19 protein-coding genes, 1 tRNA gene and 1 pseudogene are annotated in these 21,617 nt (G+C 64.7%); 5 read left to right on the forward strand and 16 right to left on the reverse strand.

Going from position 1 to position 21,617, the window contains the following annotated elements; all coding sequences use genetic code 11:
* Nucleotides 1–2 precede the first annotated feature (2 nt).
* From JQ597_RS11030 to JQ597_RS11100, 15 genes and pseudogenes are all read right to left on the reverse strand, one after another.
* Nucleotides 3–485 (reverse strand): (2Fe-2S)-binding protein, encoded by a 483-nt coding sequence (locus tag JQ597_RS11030; protein ID WP_192740553.1) that lies wholly within the window; start codon nucleotides 483–485, stop codon nucleotides 3–5.
* Nucleotides 486–496: 11 nt separating this feature from the next.
* Nucleotides 497–1,321 (reverse strand): FAD binding domain-containing protein, encoded by an 825-nt coding sequence (locus tag JQ597_RS11035; RefSeq protein WP_212264191.1) that lies wholly within the window; start codon nucleotides 1,319–1,321, stop codon nucleotides 497–499.
* 8 nt (nucleotides 1,322–1,329) lie between these two features.
* Complete coding sequence (locus JQ597_RS11040) at nucleotides 1,330–1,773, reverse strand: SRPBCC family protein (protein WP_212264192.1); 444 nt, start codon at nucleotides 1,771–1,773, stop codon at nucleotides 1,330–1,332.
* 3 nt (nucleotides 1,774–1,776) lie between these two features.
* Nucleotides 1,777–2,214 carry an SRPBCC family protein gene (locus tag JQ597_RS11045; protein WP_212264193.1) on the reverse strand — a complete coding sequence of 146 codons (438 nt, stop codon included), beginning with the start codon at nucleotides 2,212–2,214 and terminating at the stop codon, nucleotides 1,777–1,779.
* 4 nt (nucleotides 2,215–2,218) lie between these two features.
* Nucleotides 2,219–5,086 carry a flotillin family protein gene (locus tag JQ597_RS11050; RefSeq protein WP_212264194.1) on the reverse strand — a complete coding sequence of 956 codons (2,868 nt, stop codon included), beginning with the start codon at nucleotides 5,084–5,086 and terminating at the stop codon, nucleotides 2,219–2,221.
* Nucleotides 5,087–5,125: 39 nt separating this feature from the next.
* Complete coding sequence (locus JQ597_RS11055) at nucleotides 5,126–5,959, reverse strand: phosphoenolpyruvate hydrolase family protein (RefSeq protein WP_212264195.1); 834 nt, start codon at nucleotides 5,957–5,959, stop codon at nucleotides 5,126–5,128.
* 11 nt (nucleotides 5,960–5,970) lie between these two features.
* A complete protein-coding gene (locus JQ597_RS11060; RefSeq protein WP_212264196.1) occupies nucleotides 5,971–8,232 on the reverse strand; it encodes an ABC transporter permease in 2,262 nt (753 codons plus the stop codon).
* A complete protein-coding gene (locus tag JQ597_RS11065; protein ID WP_212264229.1) occupies nucleotides 8,219–9,001 on the reverse strand; it encodes an ABC transporter ATP-binding protein in 783 nt (260 codons plus the stop codon). The genes JQ597_RS11060 and JQ597_RS11065 overlap by 14 nt, the downstream gene beginning before the upstream one ends.
* A 23-nt stretch (nucleotides 9,002–9,024) precedes the next feature.
* On the reverse strand, nucleotides 9,025–10,086 hold the full coding sequence (locus JQ597_RS11070) for a branched-chain amino acid ABC transporter permease (RefSeq protein WP_212264197.1): 1,062 nt from the start codon (nucleotides 10,084–10,086) through the stop codon (nucleotides 9,025–9,027).
* Between the two features lie 3 nt (nucleotides 10,087–10,089).
* On the reverse strand, nucleotides 10,090–11,106 hold the full coding sequence (locus JQ597_RS11075; protein WP_212264198.1) for a branched-chain amino acid ABC transporter permease: 1,017 nt from the start codon (nucleotides 11,104–11,106) through the stop codon (nucleotides 10,090–10,092).
* 140 nt (nucleotides 11,107–11,246) lie between these two features.
* Complete coding sequence (locus tag JQ597_RS11080) at nucleotides 11,247–12,080, reverse strand: helix-turn-helix domain-containing protein (RefSeq protein ID WP_212264199.1); 834 nt, start codon at nucleotides 12,078–12,080, stop codon at nucleotides 11,247–11,249.
* 136 nt (nucleotides 12,081–12,216) lie between these two features.
* The gene (locus JQ597_RS11085; RefSeq protein WP_212264200.1) at nucleotides 12,217–13,272 is read right to left on the reverse strand and encodes a dehydroquinate synthase/iron-containing alcohol dehydrogenase family protein; all 1,056 of its coding nucleotides are present in this window, start codon (nucleotides 13,270–13,272) and stop codon (nucleotides 12,217–12,219) included.
* 115 nt (nucleotides 13,273–13,387) lie between these two features.
* Nucleotides 13,388–14,653, reverse strand: a complete 1,266-nt coding sequence (locus tag JQ597_RS11090; RefSeq protein ID WP_212264230.1) for an ABC transporter substrate-binding protein — start codon at nucleotides 14,651–14,653, stop codon at nucleotides 13,388–13,390.
* 672 nt (nucleotides 14,654–15,325) lie between these two features.
* Nucleotides 15,326–15,877: pseudogene (locus JQ597_RS11095) on the reverse strand (FAD-binding protein); the annotation flags it as partial.
* A 667-nt stretch (nucleotides 15,878–16,544) separates the two neighbouring features.
* Nucleotides 16,545–16,621 (reverse strand) — tRNA-Pro (locus tag JQ597_RS11100).
* Nucleotides 16,622–16,689: 68 nt separating this feature from the next.
* Between JQ597_RS11100 and JQ597_RS11105 the strand changes: the two genes are divergently transcribed.
* The 4 genes from JQ597_RS11105 to JQ597_RS11120 are packed head-to-tail and all read left to right on the forward strand — an operon-like array spanning nucleotide 16,690 to nucleotide 20,189.
* On the forward strand, nucleotides 16,690–17,682 hold the full coding sequence (locus tag JQ597_RS11105; RefSeq protein ID WP_212264201.1) for an L-threonylcarbamoyladenylate synthase: 993 nt from the start codon (nucleotides 16,690–16,692) through the stop codon (nucleotides 17,680–17,682).
* 24 nt (nucleotides 17,683–17,706) lie between these two features.
* Nucleotides 17,707–19,134, forward strand: coding sequence for an FAD-binding oxidoreductase (locus tag JQ597_RS11110; RefSeq protein WP_212264202.1), 1,428 nt, complete (start codon nucleotides 17,707–17,709; stop codon nucleotides 19,132–19,134).
* Nucleotides 19,135–19,142: 8 nt separating this feature from the next.
* Nucleotides 19,143–19,592, forward strand: coding sequence for a GNAT family acetyltransferase (locus JQ597_RS11115; protein ID WP_212264203.1), 450 nt, complete (start codon nucleotides 19,143–19,145; stop codon nucleotides 19,590–19,592).
* A 15-nt stretch (nucleotides 19,593–19,607) separates the two neighbouring features.
* Entirely contained in the window at nucleotides 19,608–20,189 is a 582-nt protein-coding gene (locus JQ597_RS11120) for an NUDIX hydrolase (RefSeq protein WP_212264204.1), read from the forward strand.
* 51 nt (nucleotides 20,190–20,240) lie between these two features.
* On the opposite strand, the gene JQ597_RS11125 is transcribed toward JQ597_RS11120, so the two are convergent.
* The gene (locus tag JQ597_RS11125) at nucleotides 20,241–20,999 is read right to left on the reverse strand and encodes an SOS response-associated peptidase (RefSeq protein WP_212264205.1); all 759 of its coding nucleotides are present in this window, start codon (nucleotides 20,997–20,999) and stop codon (nucleotides 20,241–20,243) included.
* Nucleotides 21,000–21,061: 62 nt separating this feature from the next.
* Here JQ597_RS11125 and JQ597_RS11130 point away from each other — a divergent pair, with 62 nt between their 5' ends.
* Entirely contained in the window at nucleotides 21,062–21,574 is a 513-nt protein-coding gene (locus tag JQ597_RS11130; RefSeq protein WP_212264206.1) for a hypothetical protein, read from the forward strand.
* Nucleotides 21,575–21,617: the final 43 nt, after the last annotated feature.

Consider the following 21,617-nt stretch of genomic DNA (forward strand, 5'->3'; position numbering starts at 1 on the left):
CCTCAGGCGCGGCGGACGCCGCGCTGCTGCGCGGCGGCCAGGATGGCGTTGATGATCGGCTCGTAGCCGGTGCAGCGGCAGACATTGCCGGCGATCGCCTCGACAACTTCGACCCGCGTCGGGTTCGGATTGCGGTCGAGCAGCGCCTTCGCCGCCATCAGCATGCCCGGCGTGCAGAAACCGCATTGCGCGGCGAAATGCTCCATGAAAGCCGCCTGCAGCGGATGCAGGGTCGGCCCGTCGGCAAGCCCGCTCGCGGTTTCGATCGATCGCCCCTCGCAGGTGACACTGAGCGTGAGGCAGCCCAGTCGCGGCTCGCCATCGACCAGCACGGTGCAGACGCCGCAGGTGCCCTGGCCGCAACCGAACTTCGGGGCGAAATCGCCAAGCCCGCGCCTTATCGTGCCGAGCAGCGTTTCCGCCGGCTCGACGAACACCGCGCGATCAGAGCCGTTGAGGCGAAACTGTACAGGCATCCGGGCCATTCTGCGTTCCTTCAGGATGTCTCGCCGGCAAGCAGCCGGCCGAGATGCACAGGCAATACTTCGCGGCGATACCATTCCGACGCGATCGCATCGGTCGCGGGCTGCGTGCCCTCGAGCGCCGCGGTCTTCGCCGCGGCAATGGTGGCCGCATCCAGGGTGCGGCCTTCCAGCACGCGCTCGACCGCCTTGGCGCGCAGCGGCGTCGGCCCCATCGCGCCATAGGCGACCCGCGCGCCGCTGATCCGTCCGGCGTTCTGCGGCAGATGCGCCGCGATCGACAGCACCGAAACACCCTTCGGCCGCACGCGCGCGACTTTGACGAAACGAAACGCATCGGCGCCGGCCGGGCGGCTGAATCCGACCGAGGCCACCAGTCCCACCCCTCCCCGCGCCCGGTTCGCCAGCATCTCCTCGAGCGGCATTACCCGCGCGCCGCCGAAACCGGCATGCAGCGTGACCACGGCTTCGAGCGCCAGCAGCGCGGTGGTGAAATCGCCATAGGGCGTCGCGGCGAACAGATTGCCGCCGATGGTCGCCGTGGTCCGCACCGCGGGACCGCCAATGCCGCGCGCCGCCGCATGCAGGTAGGACAGGTCGCGGCTGGCCAGCACCATCGCCATGGTGACGCCGGCGCCGAGTTCGACGCGTGCACCGCCGGTGTTCATCGCCAGCAGCGCCGGATCGACCGCGCGCAGCAACGTGCCCTCCGTCATCACACCTTCGTTGATGTCGCGCACCAGCAGCGTGCCGCCGCCGAGCAACTGGGCGCCGCGGTCGCTGGCGAGGATACTCGCGGCTTCCTGTAACCCCTGCACGATGCGTACGTTGACGGGCATGGCGTTTCCTAACTAGCGAGTTCGGGCAGCTGGCGGACCGCCGCGATGCCGTTTGAATAGACTTCGTTGCCGACGAGCTCGGCGAGCTCCGCCTCGCGCCCGGCCGGCGTGGTGAACCGGCCCTCCCAATGCCAGAAACTGCGATTGCCGTCGGTGACCGGCAGCAGCCGGACATGGGCGACGTAGTTGAACAACGGAATCGGCGTCTCCAGCAGGCAATAGCTGAAGGCCATTTCCAGATCCGACAGCGCCAGCAACTGCTCGCGCAATTCGGCGCCGTCCTGCATCGTGAAGCGGCGGACGCAGCCGATCTTGTCGGACGGATAGCCGCGCTCGATCGTGCTCTTGGCAACGATCGGATGCCAGGATTCATGACCGTTGAAGTCGCGCAGCACCGCCCACAGCCGCTCGACCGGCGCGTCGATTATGGTGCTGCGAACCACCCGAGGCATGGCTCAGGCTCCAAAGGCGCGGTTGAGCGCGTCGAAACCGGTCTGGAACACATTGCCGCCGACGCCGCTGACAAGTTCCGCCTCCAGTTCCGGCGCGCAGTCGAAATCGGCGCTCCATTCGATGAAGGTGCGGTCCTGGTCGGTGACCGGCGTCAGCCGCAGCGAGGCGACGTAGTTGGTCAGCGGCATCGGCGAATCCAGGATCGAATAGGTGCAGAGCATGTCGAAGTCCGACAGGCCGAGCAGCTTCTCGCGCAGCCGGTCGCCGTTGCGCAGCGCGAACGCACGGACGCAGCCGACCTTATCGGCCGGCTCGCCGTTCTCGATCCGGCTCTCGGCGATACCGGGATGCCAGTTCGGCAGGCCGTTGAAGTCGCGCACGCGCGCCCAGACCTTGGCCGCCGGCGCATTGATGACACTGGATACGTAGACGCGGGCCATCCGATTACTCCTTGCCCTTGCCTTTGTCGCCGCGGCCCGACGGCTTGCGTTCGCCGGGATCCGTGTCCGCTGGCCCGTCCTTCGCCTTCGGCGGCTGGGCCTCCTTGCCGACGCGCTGCATGTCACTGGCCTCGCGCATCAGCCCGCCCATCTTGGCGAGGTTGCCGCCCTCGATCCCGATTTCCTTCAGCACCTGATCGATCAGCGGCGCCTGCACCCGGTAGCGCAGCGCCGACTCGATCACCTCATCGGTCGGCGTGCGCGCGGTGCCGCCGCCATTGCCGGCCATGCCGCCGAGTCCATCGACATGCAGGATGCGGATGCCTTCGATCTTCTCCATCGGCTTGACACTTTCGCGGACGATACCCTCGATCCGATCGAGCAGACGGCGCCGGAACAGGCCGTAGCGGGCCTCGTCGGTGAGCGCGTTCTCGGCCTCGTAGAGCAGCTTCTGCGCTTCCGCATCGACCGCAGCGCGGATCGCATGGGCCTCGGCCTCGATGCGCTTCTCGTCGGCGTTCTTCCTCGCCAGCATGACTTCAACCGTGGCACGGCGCTTGGCGTTCTCGCTTTCGCGCACCGTCTTGACGATCTCCTCGGCTTCCACCGCCTTGGCCTTCGCCATCTCCGCTTTCACCTGGGCTGCGGATTCCAGCAGCGACTTCTCGAAGATCGCAATCGCCTTGTCCATCACCGCGCTCTCGACCTCACGCTCGCGACCGACCTCGAGCTTGCGCAGGTCGAGGTCGCGGCCGACACGAGCCTCGTCGAGGCCGCGCTCGGAGGCGATGCGCGCACGTTCGATGTCCTCGCGCGCGGCGATCTCGGATTCCTGCAGTGCCTGGTTGCGCGCGATATCGAGCTGTTCGAGCGCTTTGCGGCGCTCCAGCCGCGCCACCTCCAGTTCGCGCTCGCGCGTAATGTCGACCTTCTCGACCTCCTGGCGCGCATTGATCTCGGCTGCGCGCACCGCACGGTCGGAATCAACCCGCTCGATCCTCCGCGCAGAGGTCGCGATAACGCGTTCCTCCTCGGCGATCTCGATGGTCTTCTTCTGATCGATCTGCAGCACCTCGCGGCTCTTCGACGCCGCGATCCGCCCCTTGTCGATCGCAAGCTCAGCCTCGATGCGGCTGACCTCGACCGCGTCGCGCTTCTTGATCTCGGCGGTCTCGATCGCCTTGGCGCGGTTGATGTCGAGGTTGCGGATTTCCAGATCAGAGGCGATGCGGGCGGTCTCGGTCGCCTCGCGGGCGGCGATTTCGGCACCTTCGAGTGTCTGGGTCCGCGCGATCTCCTGCGATCGAGTTTCCTGTTCGGCGAGGATGCGATGCGCCGCGATTTCCTTTTCGTTGGCGATCCGCGCCGCTTCCACTGCATGCAGGGCGGCGATCTCGGCCTCATCGATCGCCTGGTTGCGGGTAATGGTCAGCGCCCGGACCCGTTCCTCCTGGACGATGCGGGCGGACTCCACCAATTCCTTCGAAGCGATGGTCTCCTGCTGGACGGTGCGGTCGCGGACGATCTCGCGCGCCAGCCGCTTTTCCTCCGCGGCCAGGCGACTGGCGATGATGGCACTGTTGCGGGCGATTTCGGCGGTTTCGGTGGCGAGCCGCGCGGCGATGTCGGCCTCTTCGATCGAACGCCGCTTCGCGATGTCGAGGCCCGAAATCCTCTGTTCGTTGGCGATCCGGTCGGTGCTGACGGACGCTTCCTGCGCGATCCGGGCGCGCTCGGTGGATTCGCGGGCGGCGATTTCGGCAGCCTGCAGCGCCCGCACCTGCTCGATTTCGCGCTCGCGGATCTCGCGGTCGGCGGCGATGCGGGTTTCCTTAATCAACTGATCATTGGCAATCCGTGCCTTCTCCACCGTCTCGCGCGCGGCGATCTCGGCCTGATCGACGGTCTGACTGCGCTCGATCTCGCGCTGGCGGACGTCGCGCTCGGAGGCAATCCGCGCCTCGCTGATGGCGCGCTCATTGCCAATCCGCGACTTCTCGATTTCCTCGCGCGCGTTGATCTGGGCCTGCTCGGCTTCGGTGTCGCGCATCGCACGCTCGCGGGCGATTTCCGCGCGCTGCACGGCGCGGCGCACCTCGACGTCGCGCTGCTGCTCCAGCCGCGCCAGCTCGCTCTCGCGTTCGATCTCTAGCGACTGCTTCTCCGCTTCGAGATTGCGCGAGCGGATCTTGATCATCGAATCCTGCTCGATGTCGTTGCGTGCCTTGCGCCGGCCTTCGATCTGCTCGATCAGATGGGTCAAGCCCTCGGCGTCGAAGCGGTTCGAGGCGTTGAAATATTGCAGGTCGGTCTGGTCGAGATTGGTCAGAGCCACCGATTCCAGTTCGAGTCCGTTTTTGGCGAGCGCCTCGGCGGCTGCCTCCTTGACCTTGGCGAGATAGACCCCGCGCTGCTCATGCATGTCCTCCATCGTCATCTCGGAGGCGACCGAGCGGATCGCCGAGACGAACTTGCCGGACAACAGCTCGTGCAGCGTCTCCGGCTGCATGGTGCGCCGGCCAAGCGTCGAGGCCGCGAGCGACACTGCCTCGGGGGTGGCGCGGACGCGGACGTAGAAGTCGGCGTCGATGTCGACCCGCATCCGGTCGCGGGTGATGATGGCGCCGTCCTGGCCGCGATGCACCCGCATCTGCAGCACGTTCATGTTGACCGGTGTGATGTCATGGATGAACGGCAGCACGAAGGCGCCGGCATCGATCACCACTTTCTCGCCGGCAAGACCGGTACGGACGAACGCCGCCTCCTTCGACGAGCGGCGGTAGAGCCAGTTCACCAGATAGACGACGATCGCGATCACGATGATCGCGACGATCAGCCAGAGAATGAGCGCTCCGATCAGCTGGCCTGACATATCTGTTCTCCCTCTACAAAGTGCTGTCGCATGGTCCGTTCAGCTGCGGCTGATGGCCTTGAATTTCCGGGTCTGCTCGCGGATCGCGACTTCGACCGGCAGCCGCTCCATCGAGGAGGCGCCGTAGAAGCCATGGCAATGCCGCGAGTTCTTGATCACGAATTCGGCGTCCGAAGGTTCTGCGACCGGGCCGCCATGCACGAGGATGATCGCATCGGGCTTCACCGCGAGCGCCGCCGCCGCCCAGGTGTCCAGCATGGCCGGAACATCCTCGAGCTTCAGTGCGGTTTGTGCCCCGATCGCGCCGCCGGCGGTCAAGCCGAAATGGCAGACAATGATGTCAGCCCCCGCGCCCGCCATCGCTGCGGCATCGTCGGCCGAGAACACATAGGGCGTCGTCAACAGGCCCTTGGCGCCGGCCAACGCGATCATCTCGACTTCGAGCGCGTAGGACATGCCGGTTTCCTCCAACCCGATGCGAAAGCTGCCGTCGATCAGTCCGACCGTCGGAAAGTTCTGCACGCCGGAGAACCCGGCGGCTTTCACCTCGTCGAGAAAGCGCTCCATGCTGCGGAACGGATCGGTGGCGCAGACGCCGGCCAGCACCGGAGTTTTCTTCACGACCGGCAGCACCTCCGCGGCCATCTCCATCACGATCGCATTGGCGTCGCCATACGGCATCAGGCCGGACAGCGAACCGCGCCCGGCCATCCGGAAACGGCCGGAATTGTAGATCACGATCAGGTCGATACCGCCGGCTTCCTCGCATTTGGCTGACAGGCCTGTGCCGGCGCCGCCGCCAACGATGGGCTCGCCGCGCGCGATCATCTCGTGAAACCTGGAGAGAAGAGCCTGCCGATCGATCGCTGCCATGCTGTGATCCCCTACCGGCCCGCGGCGCGTGCGCGCGGCCGTGCGCCTTGCAGCGCGCGAAAATGCTGCACCAGCGCGGCCGCAAACGCCGGGCTGTTGATGTGATGCGGAACGCGAATGAGCTGGCGCGACGCCGTCTGCCGCACGCTCGCCTCCAGCGCGCCGAACAGCGCCTCGCGCGCCGCAGTGTCGAAGAACGGCTTGCCCGCCTCGTCGAGCGCCGAAACCCCGCCCTCCGGCAGCAGAAAGCGCACCGGGCCTTCCATCAGATTGAGCCGTTCACCGATCCAGCGGCCCATCGCGGCATTCTCCGCAGGCAGTGTCCGCATCAGCGTGACCTGCGGATTGTGCTGATGAAGCAACCGCGTCCGGTAGCGCTCGGGGACGCTGTCGGGCGCGCCGAAATTGACCATGTCGAGCGCGCCGACCGAACCGACATAGGGAATCCGGGTGCGGATGATGGCGCCGAACCGATCCTCGGTCGCCGGAAACACGCCGCCGAACAACAGGTCGGCGATTTCGGTGGTCGAGACGTCGATCACCGCCGGCACCAGGCCGCCATCGACCAGCTTCTCCATCGACTGGCCGCCGATGCCGGTGGCGTGGAACACCAGGCATTCGTAGTCGTCGCCGATCAGTTTCGTGACCTGCTGCACGCAAGGCGTCGTGACGCCGAACATCGTGAGGCCGACCAGCGGCCGCTCACCGCCGGCATGGCGGCGCGGCGGCGGCGCCTTGCTCGCCTCCAGCCGCGCCTTCGCCATCCCGGCCATCGCCTGTGCGCCGTTCGCCAGCACCTGTCGCGAAATCGCATTCAGTCCCTGAACGTCGGTGACGGAATACATCATCATGATATCGGAGGGACCGACATAGGCCCTCGTGTTGCCGGAGGCGACGGTCGAGATCATCAGCTTCGGCACGCCGACCGGCAGCGCCCGCATCGCCGGCGTCGCCAACGCCGTGGCGCCGGAGCCGCCGGCAGAAATCAGGCCGAGCAGCCTGACGCCGTCGCGGCCGGACTTGCCCTTCACCCAGGTCTCGAAAGCCTCCGCCATCGCCGCCACGGCGGCGCCACGGTCGGCATTGAACACCCCGGCGGAACCGCGCGGGTGATGCAGCGCGATCTCCAGCGGCGGCACATCCGCGCCGGAGATCCGGCCCGTGGTCGACAGATCGACCAGCTTCACCGGCAGGCCCGCCGCTTTGATGATGTCGGCGATGAAGCGAAGCTCCTCGCCCTTGGTGTCGAGCGTGCCGGCCACGGCGACGAATGGCTCGTTGAGACCACCTATGCTGCGCCCGACCTTGCGGTCGGATGCGGCGACCGCGGCCGCGACGGGCATGCGCGTCAGGGTGTGCGCCGATCCTTCGATCCGCGCCGCCGCAACATCGGGGCTCCAGCGGGTGGGCAGCACCGGGTTCGACAGGTAGACCCGGATGGGCGCATCGTTGCGAGCTGGCGCCGCTGCGGTCCGGCGGCCGCCGGGTTCACTCACGGAAGCAGGCGGCGGTTCGATCTCCTCGTGGCCATGGCGACCGACGCCGAGCAGGCGCTGCTGCAGATCGCGATCGGCCGCCAGCCGCGCCGCCTCGATAACGCGGTTGACCCGGCCGTTGACCATGATCGCGACCATGTCCGAGATCTCGGTTGCCACCCCGATGTTCTGCTCGATGACGAGGATGGCGACGTCGCCTTCCTCGCTCAGCCGCACCAGCATATCCTCGACCTGAGCGACGATGACAGGCGCGAGGCCTTCGGTCGGCTCGTCCATGATCAAGAGCCGTGGATTGAGCAGCAACGCCCGCGAAATCGCCAGCATCTGCTGCTCGCCGCCGGAGAGCTGCGAGCCTGCATTGTTCTTGCGTTCGGCAAGCCGCGGAAAGGTGTCGTAGACCCGCTCCGGCGTCCAGCCGCCGCGCGGACCGCGTTGCGCCAGCCGCAGATGCTCGTCGACGCTCAGCGATCGCCACAGCCGCCGGCCCTGCGGCACATAGCCGATGCCGAGCCGGGCGATGTCGGTGGTGGAGCGGCCGACCAGTTCCTCGCCGAACGCACTGATCGAACCGCTCGACACCGGAACCAGGCCCATGATCGCCTTGCACAGCGAGGTCTTGCCCATGCCGTTGCGGCCGACCAGGCTGAGCACACCTTCCTGCAGGGTCAAATCAACGCCCTGCAGCGCGTGCGACTGGCCGTAAAACAGGTTCAGCTCGCGAACCTGCAGCGCCGGCAGCGTGCCGCGTAGCGGCGGACCACGGTCAGTGCTGGGCATGACCGCCTCCGAGATATAGCTCCTGAACTTCCGGATCGGATTCGATCTCGTCGGACCGGCCTTCCTTGAAGATCCGGCCGTTGTGCATCATCGTCACGCTTTCTGCGACACGCAACGCGACATCCATGTCGTGTTCGATAATGATGAAGCCGATGTGCGCCGGCAGCGATGTCAAAATCGTCACCAGATCGGCGCGCTCGGTCGGCGACAGCCCCGCCGCAGGCTCGTCGAACAGCACGAAGCGCGGCGCGCCGGACAGCGCCAGCGCTATTTCAAGCTGGCGCTGCTGGCCATAGGCCAGTTCGCCGACCAAGCGGTCCTTGTCGTCGGTCAGGTGCACGGCCTCGACCAGTATTTCCGCTGCTTGCACGAGTGCATCGTCGGGGCGGGGCCGGACCAGCGAGAAACGGTTTCGCGAAACACCGCAGCAGGCCAGATAGACATTGTCCATCACGCTCAGCCCGGTGAAGAGCGAGGATATCTGGTAGGTGCGGCGCAAGCCCCGTCGGATTCGCTCATGGGGCGGGAAGACCGTCACATCCTCGCCAAAAAACCGGACCAGGCCCGCTGTGGGCAGAAAATCCCCGGTGATGCAGTTGAACAGCGTGGTCTTGCCCGCGCCATTCGAGCCGAGAACGGCCCGCCTTTCGCCCGGTTTCACCGAAAGCGTCACGTCCGAGATTGCGGCCAGCGCGCCGAACATCTTGGTGATGCCGCGCAGTTCCAGCGCATTGCCGGAGCTGGCATTGCCAGCCCCGGGCACATTCATCCGGGAAGACACGACCGGCGCGTTCATGCCCCGCCTCCCATCGTTGCGGCCTTGCGCGCCGCAAGCCCCGCGCGCCAGCGATCCCACAGGCCCAGCACACCATCCGGCGAGAACAGCACGATCGCCAGGAAGCCGATCCCGATGATCAGCTTGAAGCGATCCGCCGAGAATCCGAAAAAACCGAGAATGTCGGTCGAGAACACTTGCAGCAACACGTAGATGAAAGCGCCGATAAACGGTCCGAGCGGACGGCGCATTCCGCCGACTACCGCGACCACGAGCACATCGATCGCGGAGGAAATTCCGATCGTGCCCGGCGCGATCTGCGCATTCTGCCAGACCAGAAGAATACCGCCCGTGGAGGCGAAAACGCTCGCCAGGGCGTAGGCCGCCACGCGATGGGCGGTCACGTTGAAACCCAGTGCCGCCATGCGGCGCGGGTTGTCGCGCACGCCCTGAAGGGCGAGCCCGAAGGGTGAGCGCGCGAGATAGACGACTGCGCCGTAGCAAAGAGCGGCGCAAGCAAGGGTGAGGTAGTAGAAAGCCAGGGGATCGCGCCAGTTCACGCCGAAAAGCTTCGGCGGCAACACGAGGTTGAACCCGGAATAGCCGTTGAAGACCGAGTAGTTCTGTCGTGTGAAATAGAAGAAGGCCGCCGCGATCGCGAGCGTGATCATGATCGTGTAGATGCCATCCGTGCGAACGGCGAGCGCGCCGGATATCGTCGCGAAAAGAGCTGCGATCAGGAAGGCGGCCGGAAGCACGATCCACCAGGAGAGGCCGAGACTGACATTGGCCGCGCCGGACGGCCCAAGGATTGCGACCATGTAGCCGGCCATTCCGGCAATCGACATTTGCAGCAGGCTCACCATTCCGCCATAGCCGGCGAGGAACATCAGGCTGAGCCCGATCATGCCCAGAATGAAAGTCCAGCCCATTATCTGGAACAGCCAGAAATTGTTGGCCACGATCGGCAGCAACAGCAGGATCAACCCGAAGATCCACCAAGGGGCGGGAATGCGCTCGGACCACATTCGCTGGTCGACGGGGCTGGCGAAGCGAGGGGCTTGATCGGCAACCGACATGTCCTACCGCCTCGTTCCCAGAAGGCCCTGCGGCCGAAACGCCAGCACCGCCGCCATGATGAGGAAGGTGAGAACGATCGAATAGGTCGGCGCGTAGACAAACCCCATCTGCTCGGCCACCCCGATGATCAGCGCGCCCAAAGCCGCGCCGACGATCGACCCCATGCCTCCGACGATCACCACCACGAGGCTCGCCAGCAGGAAACGCGTATCCTCGCCGGGCGACAGCGACTGGAACGTGGCACCGATGATCCCCGCGATACCGGCAAGCCCGGCGCCGAAGCCGAACACCGCCAGAAACACCAGATGGATGCGCACGCCGGAAGCGGCCAGCATCTCACGGTCATCCACGCCCGCACGGATCAGCATGCCAAGCGCGGTGCGGTTCAAAACGAGCCACATCGCAATGCCGATCACGATTGCCGCGACCAGGATCCAGACGCGCACGGACGGGTAGCGCAGCCAGGTAATCGCGCCGGTCGCGTCGTTGACGTTGCTCACGAGGGGCAATTCCATCGGCCCCTGCAGGAATTGCGGAGCGAGGATCGAATATGATTGCCCGCCCCACCACCAGAGCATGAGGTCGGCAAACACGATCGAAAGCCCGATGCTGACCAGGGTCTGGCGGAGCTCTTCGCCTTCCATTTTCGAGAAGATGAAGAACTGCATCAAGAGCCCGATCAGCCCCACGACGATGAACACAATCGGAAATGCCAGCAGCCATGAACCCGAGGCGGTCGCGACCTCGTAGCCAACGTATCCGCCGATCAGGAACAACGACCCATGCGCGAGATTGACGACGCGCATCAGGCCGAAAATCAGCGTGAAGCCGGCTGCCACGAGGAAGTAGAGCGCGCCAAGCGTGATGCCGCCCAAAAGGGCATTCAGGAAGATTTGCTTGCGGCCCCAAACCGCCACCAGTTCGGGTGGCCAGGGGGCCAGCACAAGGCACAGGAACGCTGCGGCCAAGAGGAAAAAAATCAGGCTCCAGAGCGGGTAGCGCTTGATGAAATTGTCCATCTCAGAACGGCCCAACAGCTTCCCGTGGCGAACTTCGCCACCGTTGGAATGAAGGCTAGATGGAAGTTGCCGGCCTGTCCTTTCCCGAACGTCTTTTCTCTAGCCCGAACGTCTCTTCTTTGGAGTGCAGCACCTCTTTTTCAGTGTGTGAGCGCGACGCTGCGCCGGTAGGCGCTCGGCGGCACGACGCCATTGGCGATGAAGAACCGCGAGAAGCTCGCCGGGGTCGCAAAGCCGAGATCAAGCCCGATTTCAGAAACCGTTTCCGTGCCTCTGGCCAATCGGTCGATCGCGCGCTCCATGCGCAGGGCGTTGAGGAAGATCGTAGGGGGCAGACCCATCTGCTCGCGAAACAGCTTGAAGAAATGCGGGCGCGAGAGGCCGGCGTTCCGCGAAATCTCTGCAAGGTCGACGGGCTCGCCGAGCCTCTCGCTCAGGAGGCTGATCGCGCGCCGCAGGCGGAAATCCCGCAGTCCCGAACAATGGGCAGCCGGCCTGTCAGCCGCGCTCGTCCACTGCCAGGTTTGATCGAAGGCCGCCTGGGTGAGGGCACTGAGCCGGTCTTCGAAAGAGCCATCGCAGCCGCCATGGTCGGCGAGAAGCCGTGCGGTTTCCAGGACAAGCCGGGTGATGTGGTCGCTCATTTCGACGGTCGAGCGGCCGAAGCGCAGGATTTCGAAGGCGGTGTGGCTCGCCTCAACAAACCAGCCCGGGCGAATATAGAGAACGAGCGTCAGCGTTGGTTCGCGGCGGTCAACCGGCGCGAAATAATGCGGTTGCCATGGGCTGATTGCCGTTGCGCAGAGGGGCGTGAGCGGCAAGGTCTTGCCATCGACAACCACGCTGGCGACCGGTCCGCTGACGTGAAAGATCAGATGCCCCTCGCGATGGGCATGCGGCACCATCGGCCGATCCAGCTCATAGAGGCAAGCGCGCCCGAACGCACCATGTGCGACCGCGTGAGCAATACTCATCGGTTTCCTCCCCGCCCATCTTTGTGTGCGGTTACGGAAGAATGTATAAGGAGATCGCGTTGTGACAACAGGCAAATTGCCCCGGCCGCCACCGGTCCAGGCCGTTTGCCACGCGCCGGGTGCTGCTCATTCGTGCTCACCAGGCGGCCTCGAGAATGCGGCGGCAGTCGCCGGGGGTCAGCCGTCGGGGATTGGCAAGCGCTCCAGGGTCGTTCGCTGCCAATTCCGCAAAACGGTCGAACTGAGCCGGATTGATCCCCATCTCCCGCAAGGAGGTCGGCAGGCCGATGGCGCGGGCGAAAGCTCCGATTGCGGTGCTGAAGTGCGGCTCCCGCGTTGTTCTGGCGAAGGTTTCGGCCATGGTGGCGTATCGATCGCCCACGGCTTCGGTGTTGAAGTCGGCCATGGCAGCCATCAATGGCACTTGGAGATCGCCATGCAGGACGCCGGGTCCAAGTTCAGCCTTGATCGGATGCGCAAGCGCATCGACCCCGCCAACCGCTTTTTCCAGCGCGAGCCCGGCCGTCAATGCCGCGACCATCAATTCGCGCTGCGCTTCCCGGTGACTGGGCGAAGCAAGCGCCACGGGTAGCCACCGCGTAAGCCGCTTTGTGGCCTCCAGCGCAAGCGCGTCTGCCGGCGGGTGATAGACCGGGCTGGCATAGGCTTCGATGGCGTGGACCAGCACCTCCATGGCCGCGGCGGCGAGGCGACGTGAGGATGCTCCCTCAAGTACCGTCGGATCGGCGATTACCCGGTCGGGGCGCGGGCAGGTGATCGGCTGGCCCTGCCCCAGGCGCACCCGCCGCGCTAACCCGAAATCACAAAGGCCGGCAGGAACCGCGATCAGCGTGAGGCGTTCGCCACGCCGCAATGCATGTTCCGCAGCGAGCCGCGCCTGCCCGACGGCCGCAGATCCACCCACGGCGATGAGCGTGTCTGTCCGGATGTCGCTCATGGCGCTCAGAATCCTGAGGGTTGTTTCTCCATGAGGGGTGGCACGATCGGTCCGCGCCAGGCTGATCGACGTCTGGTCGAGTGCCTCCTGCACGCGCGTGCAAACGGCCGCGCTTCCCGGCTCGTTGTCAACGAATACCAGCGCCCGGGCGAGCGCCCCCACCTCCTCCGGAAGCGCATCCTCGATCGCAGCTTCCGCGAAATGCGTGCGCGTGAGATAGTCGATGAGAGTCATCGGAGATGCTCCCGGCGTTTCCGCCGCATGGAGTCCGCAATGGCGGAATTCCCGAAGGAAGCGGCGGCCGGCTGTCAGCGCCGGCCGCCGAAGATGACGTCAGGGGCAGGCGCGCTCAGCCGCCCGCGCGTAGCTTGGCGCAGTCAACCGCATCGCGCGCCGGTAGCCCCAGGGCCTTGAACTGAGCCGTCGTCATGCCGAGCGTCTGGTTGACGTTTTCGGTCTTGGCCACCATCTTGCTGGTCAAGTTGCCGTCCGGTCCATCGACCACTTCGTTGACGAAGACCGTTCCGGTCGCCTGCCGGTTTTCGTTCAGCGTGATCTTGCCGATCGGGCTGTCGAGCTGAAGCTTGTTGAGCGCTTCCTTGAACTTTGCCTGCCCGTTCGACAAATCGCCCCCGGCCGCTTCGAGCCCTTTGATGGCGGCCTGCGTGGCGACGTAGTAGCCCAGACCGAATAGCGAAGGCGATGGCAGGCGCTGGGCGGCGGGGAAGGTGTCCTGATAGAGCTTCACGTACGAGGTCCATGCCGGGTCGGTATTGTCGGCGGCGAAGGGGCCGGAGGTCGGCGTGCCCTTCAGCACGTCTTTCGCTTTACCTTTCGCCGTCAGAACCGTCTGGTCAGCCATGATGGTGCCGCCGATCAGGCGGGTCTTTTCACCGGCCTGCTGATATTGGTTGAGGAAGTTGATCGCATCCGTGCCGCCAAGGCCCAGATAGATCGCATCCACATTGTCCGGCAGCTGCGCGATGATCCCGCCGAAATCCGATTGGCCGAGCGGCTGCCAGAACCGCTGGACGATGTCGCCGCCCGACTTGCAGAAATCCACCGCAAAACCCATGAAGTTCGTGTAGCCGAACGAGTAATCGGCTGCGATCGTTGCCACCTTCTTCCAGCCCTTCGTCTTCACGACGTAGCCGCCGAGGCCGTAGCCCCATTGCGAGCCGTCGAGGTTGAAGCGGTAGAAGTTCGCCGCCGGATCGACCCATGTCGTCTCGAGCGCGCCGGAAATGCCGTTGATAACCACCTTGTCGGGGATGGTCTTGGCGAAGTCGCGCATGGCGATGCCTTCCGAGCCGGAAAGCGGGCCGATGATGAAGTCGACCTTGTCCTGCTCAATAAGCTTGCGAGCCATACGGATCGTTGTGTCGGGTTTGGTATCCGTCGGAGCGACGACGGTTTCAATCTTCTTGCCGGCAATGGTGTTGTTCACCTGCTTGAGAGCCAGTTCGACATTTCGGACGCCATCCTGGCCACCGGTCGCGAAGGCGCCTTCCAGCGCCACCAGAATGCCGATCTTGATGGTGCCGCTCTGGGCGAGAGCTGCGCCGGGCAACATAAGGGCGGCCACCGCGACGGCGCCAAGCAAAGACTTGCGCATTGTTGTTCCTCCCTGTGACGCGGAAGAGAGAATCCGGCGACCACGCCGAACCTCCCCCATGTGCGTCTCGTAACGCGCCCCTCGCGGGCGCCTTCGGGAAGGCTGCCGTTCAAAGCCCAAGCCGCCAATATCCAAGCGTCTCATTTTCGCCGCCGCTGTTATGTGCGGGGAGCGCGGCATAAGCCGCCCTCTCACCGACGCTCGCCGTGAGTTGCACCGAGCAGGCCGAACCTGCGCCGCCTGGGTTGAAGCTCAAATGCCAGCCCCAAAGCATGCTCAAAAACGTTGGCGCGCGATTGCGTTGGCGCCGTTGTTCGTCGTCTGGCTAGGCATCGGCCGCACGTCGCGCATGACGTTCGTTACCTTTTCGCTCTTCCCGATCGTCGTCGCAACGCTCACCGGCCTGACTTCAGTCGATCGCTACCTGTTGAGGCTATGCAAGCCAGTGGGGCAGATAGGGTCCCGCCTTTATTCGAAGGTAGCCATCTCGTGGCCGTCCCGGACTCTTTTGCGTGTTCAGGTGCGGACCTGATCCGATGACAACCCCCCAACCATTCCTGCAGTGTCGAACGAGATCCTTTCGTACCGAATATCGCCAAATCCGCAGGTCGACATTGCTGACGTCGGCTGTCACTGGATTTTCTTTGATCTCTCGGTGCACACACCGCCTTCGCGCCGGGTCTTGTATTCGAGCTGGTTCGGCGGAATCCCGTCCTCTCGCCTCGTCGGTGCCAGCATGCGCGCCTGCTCGCGGGCAACGTCACCTAGGTCGTAGTCGGGAAGATCGATATTCGCGGCGAAGCCCGCCGCGTGCTCCCCTGCCACCGCGCCGTTGGTGAAGGCGCCGAGCATGTAATTGTGCGGCACACTTGCCATGTCACCCGCGGCATACAAGCCCGGCACCGTGGTGCGCGCAAACTCATCGACGTAGACACCGGATGCGCTGTGGCCGGAGCAGAATCCGATCTCGGAAATATGCATCTCGATCATGCGCTCGCGGTAGTTCGTGCCTCGATTTTCGTGGAACCGGCCGCGCGACGGACGCTCGACATTGTGCAGCACGGCCTCGATCTTGCCGACGGTGTCGCTATGCAAATGGTTGAGCTTCAGGAACACCGGCCCCTTGCCGGATTGCAGTTCGTTGTAAAACTCCTGCATCATCTGGCCCGACCAATAGTCGCATTCGATGAAGCGATTGCCCTCGCTGTTGGCGGTAAAGGCGCCCTGGAACGGTCAACCAAGAAGCGGCGCCCTCCGGCAAAGATCGCTAGCCGACTGCGCCCTCATTTGGTCCGCTGGCGCAAGATCGACCAGATGCGATCGGGCGAACTGCGCAAGGCCGGCATTCTGGAGAACGGCGACCAAATCCGATTCGTCGCCAACCGCATTAGCGATGGGCAGCCTCTTGCCGGCAAGATCAGGTCAGCCTGGGAAGGCATTCTGCAGGACGCGGGGCTTGGCGAGGGATGTCGTCCGGCATTCGCTACGCCACACAGCAGCGCGCGGCTGATGCGGGCCGGCGTCGATATGTGGGAGGCTGCTGGCTGCCTTGGGTAGCGCGGCTAGAGGCGAACTACGGTCATCACCATCCCGAATTCCAGGAAGAAGCCGCTGAGGCGTTTGGCGGCTGGCGCTAGTCCCGCGCGGGGAACTTGGGATCGATTTCGTTCGCTGCAGCGTCGAGTTCAGATTGCGCGGCCCTCACCAAGCCGCGGACTTCTCAGGATGCCTCGGCGAAATCTGCACAAACCGATCGTTGGCTGTGACAAGCGCGTGCACGGCCTTACCCCAACGCTCGTATGCAGAATCGAATTCCACAGGCACGGCACTGCTCCGATCGAGCCATTTCGTTGCACGCTTAAATCATCGAAAGTATAAGTATTTGAAAGAATGGTCGGAGTGGCAGGATTCGAACCTGCGACCCCTGCGTCCCGAACGCAGTGCTCTACCGGGCTGAGCCACACTCCGACTAAGAACGCGGCTTATAGCTGCCGGTTTCGGTCACCGCAAGGCACCGATTTGAGGAATTAATCCCTGTGAATACAAGCCTGAAAACATCGGTTTTGCCCGCCAATGAGGCCGCGGTGGCCTCTGCCGCGCATTGTTTGCGCGAAGGCGGGCTGGTCGCATTCCCGACCGAGACCGTTTATGGCCTGGGCGCCGATGCCACCAATGCGGCTGCAATAGCCCGGCTTTACCAGGCCAAGGGCCGGCCGGCCTTCAATCCGCTGATCGCCCATGTCGGCGATCTCGCCGCGGCGCGCGAAATCGGCCGTTTTGACGCGGCCGCCTTGCGGCTGGCCGAAGCGTTCTGGCCGGGGCCGCTGACGCTGGTGCTGCCGAAAACCGAACATTGCGCGGTCGCCGACCTCGCCACCGCAGGGCTCGAGACCGTCGCGATTCGGATACCGGCGCACCCTGTGGCGCGCGACATCCTGCGCATCCTCGGCCGGCCGGTGGTGGCGCCATCGGCCAATCTGTCCGGACACGTCTCGCCGACGACGGCCGCCCATGTGCAAAGCGATCTGGAGGGGCGGATCGACCTGATCGTCGATGGCGGCGCGGTCGCCGTCGGCGTCGAATCGACCATTGTCGGGATTTTCGACGAACCGATGCTGCTGCGGCCGGGCGGCCTGCCCCGCGCCGACATCGAGCGCGTGCTGGGCCGTGCGCTCAAGCAGCCGCCTGCGGACGCCGAGAGCGACAGCGGACAGCCGCTGGCGCCGGGCATGCTGGCGTCCCATTATGCTCCGAGAACACGTGTGCGGCTCGGTGCAATTCAGATCGAGCCCGGCGAAGCGCTGCTGGCGTTCGGCAGCGATGCAGTTTCGGGAATTGACGCCGCCGCCGCGGTGATGAATCTGTCCGTACGCGGCGATCTCAGCGAGGCTGCCGCCAATCTGTTCGGCTATCTTCGCGCGCTCGACAGCAAGGCTGCGCAAACCATCGCCGTGATGCCCATTCCCAACGATGGACTGGGCGAAGCCATCAACGACCGGCTGCGCCGCGCCGCAGTTGGGCGAGAGTGAATCGGACGGGAGTGAAACCAGACCATGAATATCGTTCAGCCCGCCGCGCCACCGCTTCCGCCCGAACTGATCGCGAAATTCCGCGCGATCGTCGGCGACAAATATGCGGTGACGGATGCTGCCGATATCGCGCCCTATGTCACCGAGGAGCGCGATCTGTTTCACGGAAAATCTCCGCTGGTGTTGCGGCCGGGATCAACCGCGGAAGTGTCCGAAATCTGCAAGCTCGCCACCGCGCATAAAATCGCGCTGGTGCCGCAGGGCGGCAATACCGGGCTGGTCGGCGGCCAGACGCCGCATAATGGCGAAGTCGTCGTCTCGCTGCGTCGGCTCGATAAAATCCGCGAGGTCGATGCCGCCTCCAACACCATGACCTGCGAGGCCGGGGTGGTGCTGCAGGTCGCGCAGCAGCGCGCCCGCGACGTCGACCGGCTGTTTCCGCTGTCGCTCGGCGCCGAAGGAAGCTGCACCATCGGCGGCAATCTCTCGACCAATGCCGGCGGCACGGCCGCGCTCGCCTACGGCGTGGCGCGCGAGATGGCGCTCGGCCTGGAAGTGGTCTTGGCCGACGGGCGGATCCTGAACTCGCTGTCGAAGCTGAAAAAGGACAATACCGGCTACGATCTGCGCAATCTCTTCATTGGCGCCGAAGGCACACTCGGTATCATCACGGCGGCGACGCTAAAACTGTTCCCAAACCCGCGTGCGATCGAGACCGCCTATGTCGGCCTGCAATCGCCGGCGCAGGCGCTGAAGCTGCTGTCGATCTCACAGAACGAGGCGGCCGGCAGCCTGACCAGCTTCGAATTGCTGGCCGACATCGCGGTGAATTTCAGCATCCGTCACGGCATCGACATCCGCGATCCCCTTGACAGCAAGCACCCCTGGTACGTGCTGATGGAATTGTCGTCCTCACGCGATGACGCCCGCGACGCACTGGAATCGATCCTGGCCAAGGGCATGGAGGAAGGCATCGTCGATGACGCCGTGATCGCGGCGAACCTCAGCCAGCGCTCGGCGTTCTGGAAGCTGCGCGACGAGATGTCGGCGGCGCAGAAGCCGGAAGGCGGCTCGATCAAGCATGACATCTCCGTGCCGGTCGCCGCCGTGCCTGATTTCATCGAAGACGCCAATGCCGCGGTGGTGAAGTTGATCCCGGGCTCGCGGCCGGTACCGTTCGGCCATCTCGGCGACGGCAATATCCATTACAATGTCAGCCAGCCGGTCGGCGGCAACACCGCGGACTTCCTGGCGCGCTGGCACGAGGTCAACGAAGTCGTGTTCGCGATCGTGCTGCGGATGGGCGGATCGATCTCCGCCGAGCACGGCATCGGCGTGCTCAAGCGCGACGAACTGCCGGACGTGAAAGACAAGGTCGCGATCGAACTGATGCGCAGCATCAAGGCGATGCTCGATCCCGCAGGGATCATGAACCCCGGCAAGGTGCTGTGAACGCATCAATGCCAAAGCCGCTTCCTGCCCTCGCCATCGCGCCGATCGCGGATGCCGACATCCCCGCCGTCGTCGCGCTGTGGCAGGCGTGCGGGTTGACGCGGCCGTGGAACGATCCGGCGTCCGACATCGCGCTGGCGCGGCGCGGGCCGAATTCGACCGTGCTGATTGGCCGCGACGGCGGCGCCATCGTGGCGACCGCCATGGCCGGCCATGACGGCCATCGCGGCTGGGTCTATTACGTCGCGACTGATCCGGAACGCCGCGGCCGCGGCTATGGCCGCGTCATCATGAACGCGGCCGAGGATTGGCTGCGCGCGGCCGGCATGGCCAAGGTGCAATTGATGGTCCGGCGCGAAAACGCCCGCGCCGGCGCATTCTACCAGTCGATCGGCTACGCCGAGGCGCAGACGGTTGTCTTCGCCAAATGGCTCGACGGCCGCGAACCTACGCCTTGATGCAGAAAGATTACCATGACCATCTCCGACCGCATCCGCATCAAAGACGAGCGTGTCCTCTCCCATGCCCGGTACCTGTTGAAGAGCATCACGCTCGACTACCGCCGCGGCAACGGCGAATGGCAGACGCAAACCCGCGAAGTCTATGACCGCGGCAATGCCGCAGCCTTGCTGCCGTATAACCTTGCCTTGCGCACCGTGGTGCTGGTGCGGCAGTTCCGCTTGCCGGCCTACGTCAACGGCCATGACGATCTCCTGATCGAAGCCGCCGCCGGCATGCTCGACGATGCATCGCCGGAGGAACGAATCCGCGCCGAGGCCGAAGAGGAAACCGGCTATCGCCTCCACGACGTCAAGAAGGTATTCGAGGCCTTCATGAGCCCGGGCGCGGTGACGGAGAAACTGCACTTCTTTGTCGCCGAGTATGAAGCCTCGATGCGGATTGGCAGCGGCGGCGGCCTCGCCGACGAAGGCGAGGACATCGAGGTGCTGGAATTGCCGATCGATTCCGCACTCGCGATGATCGCCGACGGGCGCATCGCGGATGCCAAGACGATCATGCTGTTGCAATATGCGGCGCTGAATATTTTCAGGTAGGTGTGTACAAGAATTCACGTCGTCCCGGCCTTGAGCCGGGACGACGCGGAGTCAAAACAGCGATCCCTGCCCTTCGTCCTCCGGCGCCGACGCCGCCTTGCGCGCGGCTTTCTTCGGCTTCGGCTCCTCGGCCGCACGTTCCTCGTCCGTGATCGGCAGCAGCAATTGCGCGTCGTCATTGACGACGCGATTGACCCGCGTCGAAATCTCGTGCCAGGCGAATTCGCCTTCCGCGGGGCCGGTCAACAACGCCATGACGTCGTCGGCATCAAAGGCCCGGGCATCCAGCCAGCGCTCGAATTCATCGGGCGCGATCGTCACGGGCACGCGATGATGCAGCGCCGCAAGATCGCGGCTGGCCGGCGCGGTGACGATCGCAACGCTGTCGACCCCCTCGCCGTTCGGTCCCATCCAGGTCTCGGCGAGGGCGGCAAAGCCGACCGGCTTGCCGTCGCGGCGGTGGATGAAGAACGGCCGTTTCCGGCCGCTGGAATCCTGCCATTCGTAATAACCGTCGGCCGGGATCAGGCAGCGCCGCCGCTTGATCGCGTTCTTGAAGGCCGGCTTTTCCCGCACCGTCTCGGAGCGGGCGTTGATCAAGAGCGAGAATTTACGGGGGTCCTTGACCCAGGCCGGCACCAGGCCCCAGCGCATCAGCCGGAAATGCCGGCCGCCATTCTCCAGCATCACCACCGGGATCGGCTGCGTCGGAGCAATATTGTACCGCGGCGGGAAGTTGGGCTGCTCGGCATAGCCGAAAATCTGCCTAAGTGCCGCCGGCGGCGAAGTAATTACGAAACGTCCGCACATAATCTAACCCGAATGGGTGTCCGTTTAATTCCTTTTAACCCCAATTGTTAACACTGGAACAGATGAGCTCAACGGCCGCCACACAAGCGCGATCCGATCGCCCGACACAGCTACCGACGAGCCCCATCGATGAGGCCCGCGCCGCGGTTCTGCGCGCCGCCAACATCAACCCCCGCACCGGGCTTGCCACCGACTATCTGAATCATTTCAACGAAGCCATCATGCTGCTCGAGATGGTTCCGGACATGCCGGAATGCGCCGAGGATTTTCTGACCTGGAGTCCGCTGTCCTACGCCGAGCATTTCTGGGCTTCCAATTTCAAGGCCCGCGATCTCGCGATCGAGGCCTACGAATTGGCTGACCCCAAGATTCGCACCGAGTTCGACAACGTCGCCAACACCATGACCTCGATCCTGACCGCGGTAGGCTCGGCGATGCGCGAAGCCCGCCAGGACAAGACCCGCGCCACGCTCGCCGAGCAGGCCACCGGCTGGGTCAAGCCGCTGGTGGCGCTGGCCGGTGGCATCATCAACGGCGCCACCGAGGCCGACGTCGAAACCATCATGTCGAACTAGGACCTGACCTGACGGCAGTGCATTAGACCTCCGCGCATCGATC

The organism is Bradyrhizobium sp. AUGA SZCCT0177, assembly GCF_018130125.1.
In the GTDB taxonomy this organism is placed as follows: domain Bacteria; phylum Pseudomonadota; class Alphaproteobacteria; order Rhizobiales; family Xanthobacteraceae; genus Bradyrhizobium.

Coding starts and splice junctions, on each gene's coding strand:
- JQ597_RS11030 (WP_192740553.1), bottom strand. CDS start 485: ATGGCCCGGATGCCTGTACAGTTTCGCCTCAACGGCTCTGATCGCGCG.
- JQ597_RS11035 (WP_212264191.1), bottom strand. CDS start 1,321: ATGCCCGTCAACGTACGCATCGTGCAGGGGTTACAGGAAGCCGCGAGT.
- JQ597_RS11040 (WP_212264192.1), bottom strand. CDS start 1,773: ATGCCTCGGGTGGTTCGCAGCACCATAATCGACGCGCCGGTCGAGCGG.
- JQ597_RS11045 (WP_212264193.1), bottom strand. CDS start 2,214: ATGGCCCGCGTCTACGTATCCAGTGTCATCAATGCGCCGGCGGCCAAG.
- JQ597_RS11050 (WP_212264194.1), bottom strand. CDS start 5,086: ATGTCAGGCCAGCTGATCGGAGCGCTCATTCTCTGGCTGATCGTCGCG.
- JQ597_RS11055 (WP_212264195.1), bottom strand. CDS start 5,959: ATGGCAGCGATCGATCGGCAGGCTCTTCTCTCCAGGTTTCACGAGATG.
- JQ597_RS11060 (WP_212264196.1), bottom strand. CDS start 8,232: ATGCCCAGCACTGACCGTGGTCCGCCGCTACGCGGCACGCTGCCGGCG.
- JQ597_RS11065 (WP_212264229.1), bottom strand. CDS start 9,001: ATGAATGTGCCCGGGGCTGGCAATGCCAGCTCCGGCAATGCGCTGGAA.
- JQ597_RS11070 (WP_212264197.1), bottom strand. CDS start 10,086: ATGTCGGTTGCCGATCAAGCCCCTCGCTTCGCCAGCCCCGTCGACCAG.
- JQ597_RS11075 (WP_212264198.1), bottom strand. CDS start 11,106: ATGGACAATTTCATCAAGCGCTACCCGCTCTGGAGCCTGATTTTTTTC.
- JQ597_RS11080 (WP_212264199.1), bottom strand. CDS start 12,080: ATGAGTATTGCTCACGCGGTCGCACATGGTGCGTTCGGGCGCGCTTGC.
- JQ597_RS11085 (WP_212264200.1), bottom strand. CDS start 13,272: ATGACTCTCATCGACTATCTCACGCGCACGCATTTCGCGGAAGCTGCG.
- JQ597_RS11090 (WP_212264230.1), bottom strand. CDS start 14,653: ATGCGCAAGTCTTTGCTTGGCGCCGTCGCGGTGGCCGCCCTTATGTTG.
- JQ597_RS11110 (WP_212264202.1), top strand. CDS start 17,707: ATGAATATCGTTCAGCCCGCCGCGCCACCGCTTCCGCCCGAACTGATC.
- JQ597_RS11115 (WP_212264203.1), top strand. CDS start 19,143: ATGCCAAAGCCGCTTCCTGCCCTCGCCATCGCGCCGATCGCGGATGCC.
- JQ597_RS11120 (WP_212264204.1), top strand. CDS start 19,608: ATGACCATCTCCGACCGCATCCGCATCAAAGACGAGCGTGTCCTCTCC.
- JQ597_RS11125 (WP_212264205.1), bottom strand. CDS start 20,999: ATGTGCGGACGTTTCGTAATTACTTCGCCGCCGGCGGCACTTAGGCAG.
- JQ597_RS11130 (WP_212264206.1), top strand. CDS start 21,062: ATGAGCTCAACGGCCGCCACACAAGCGCGATCCGATCGCCCGACACAG.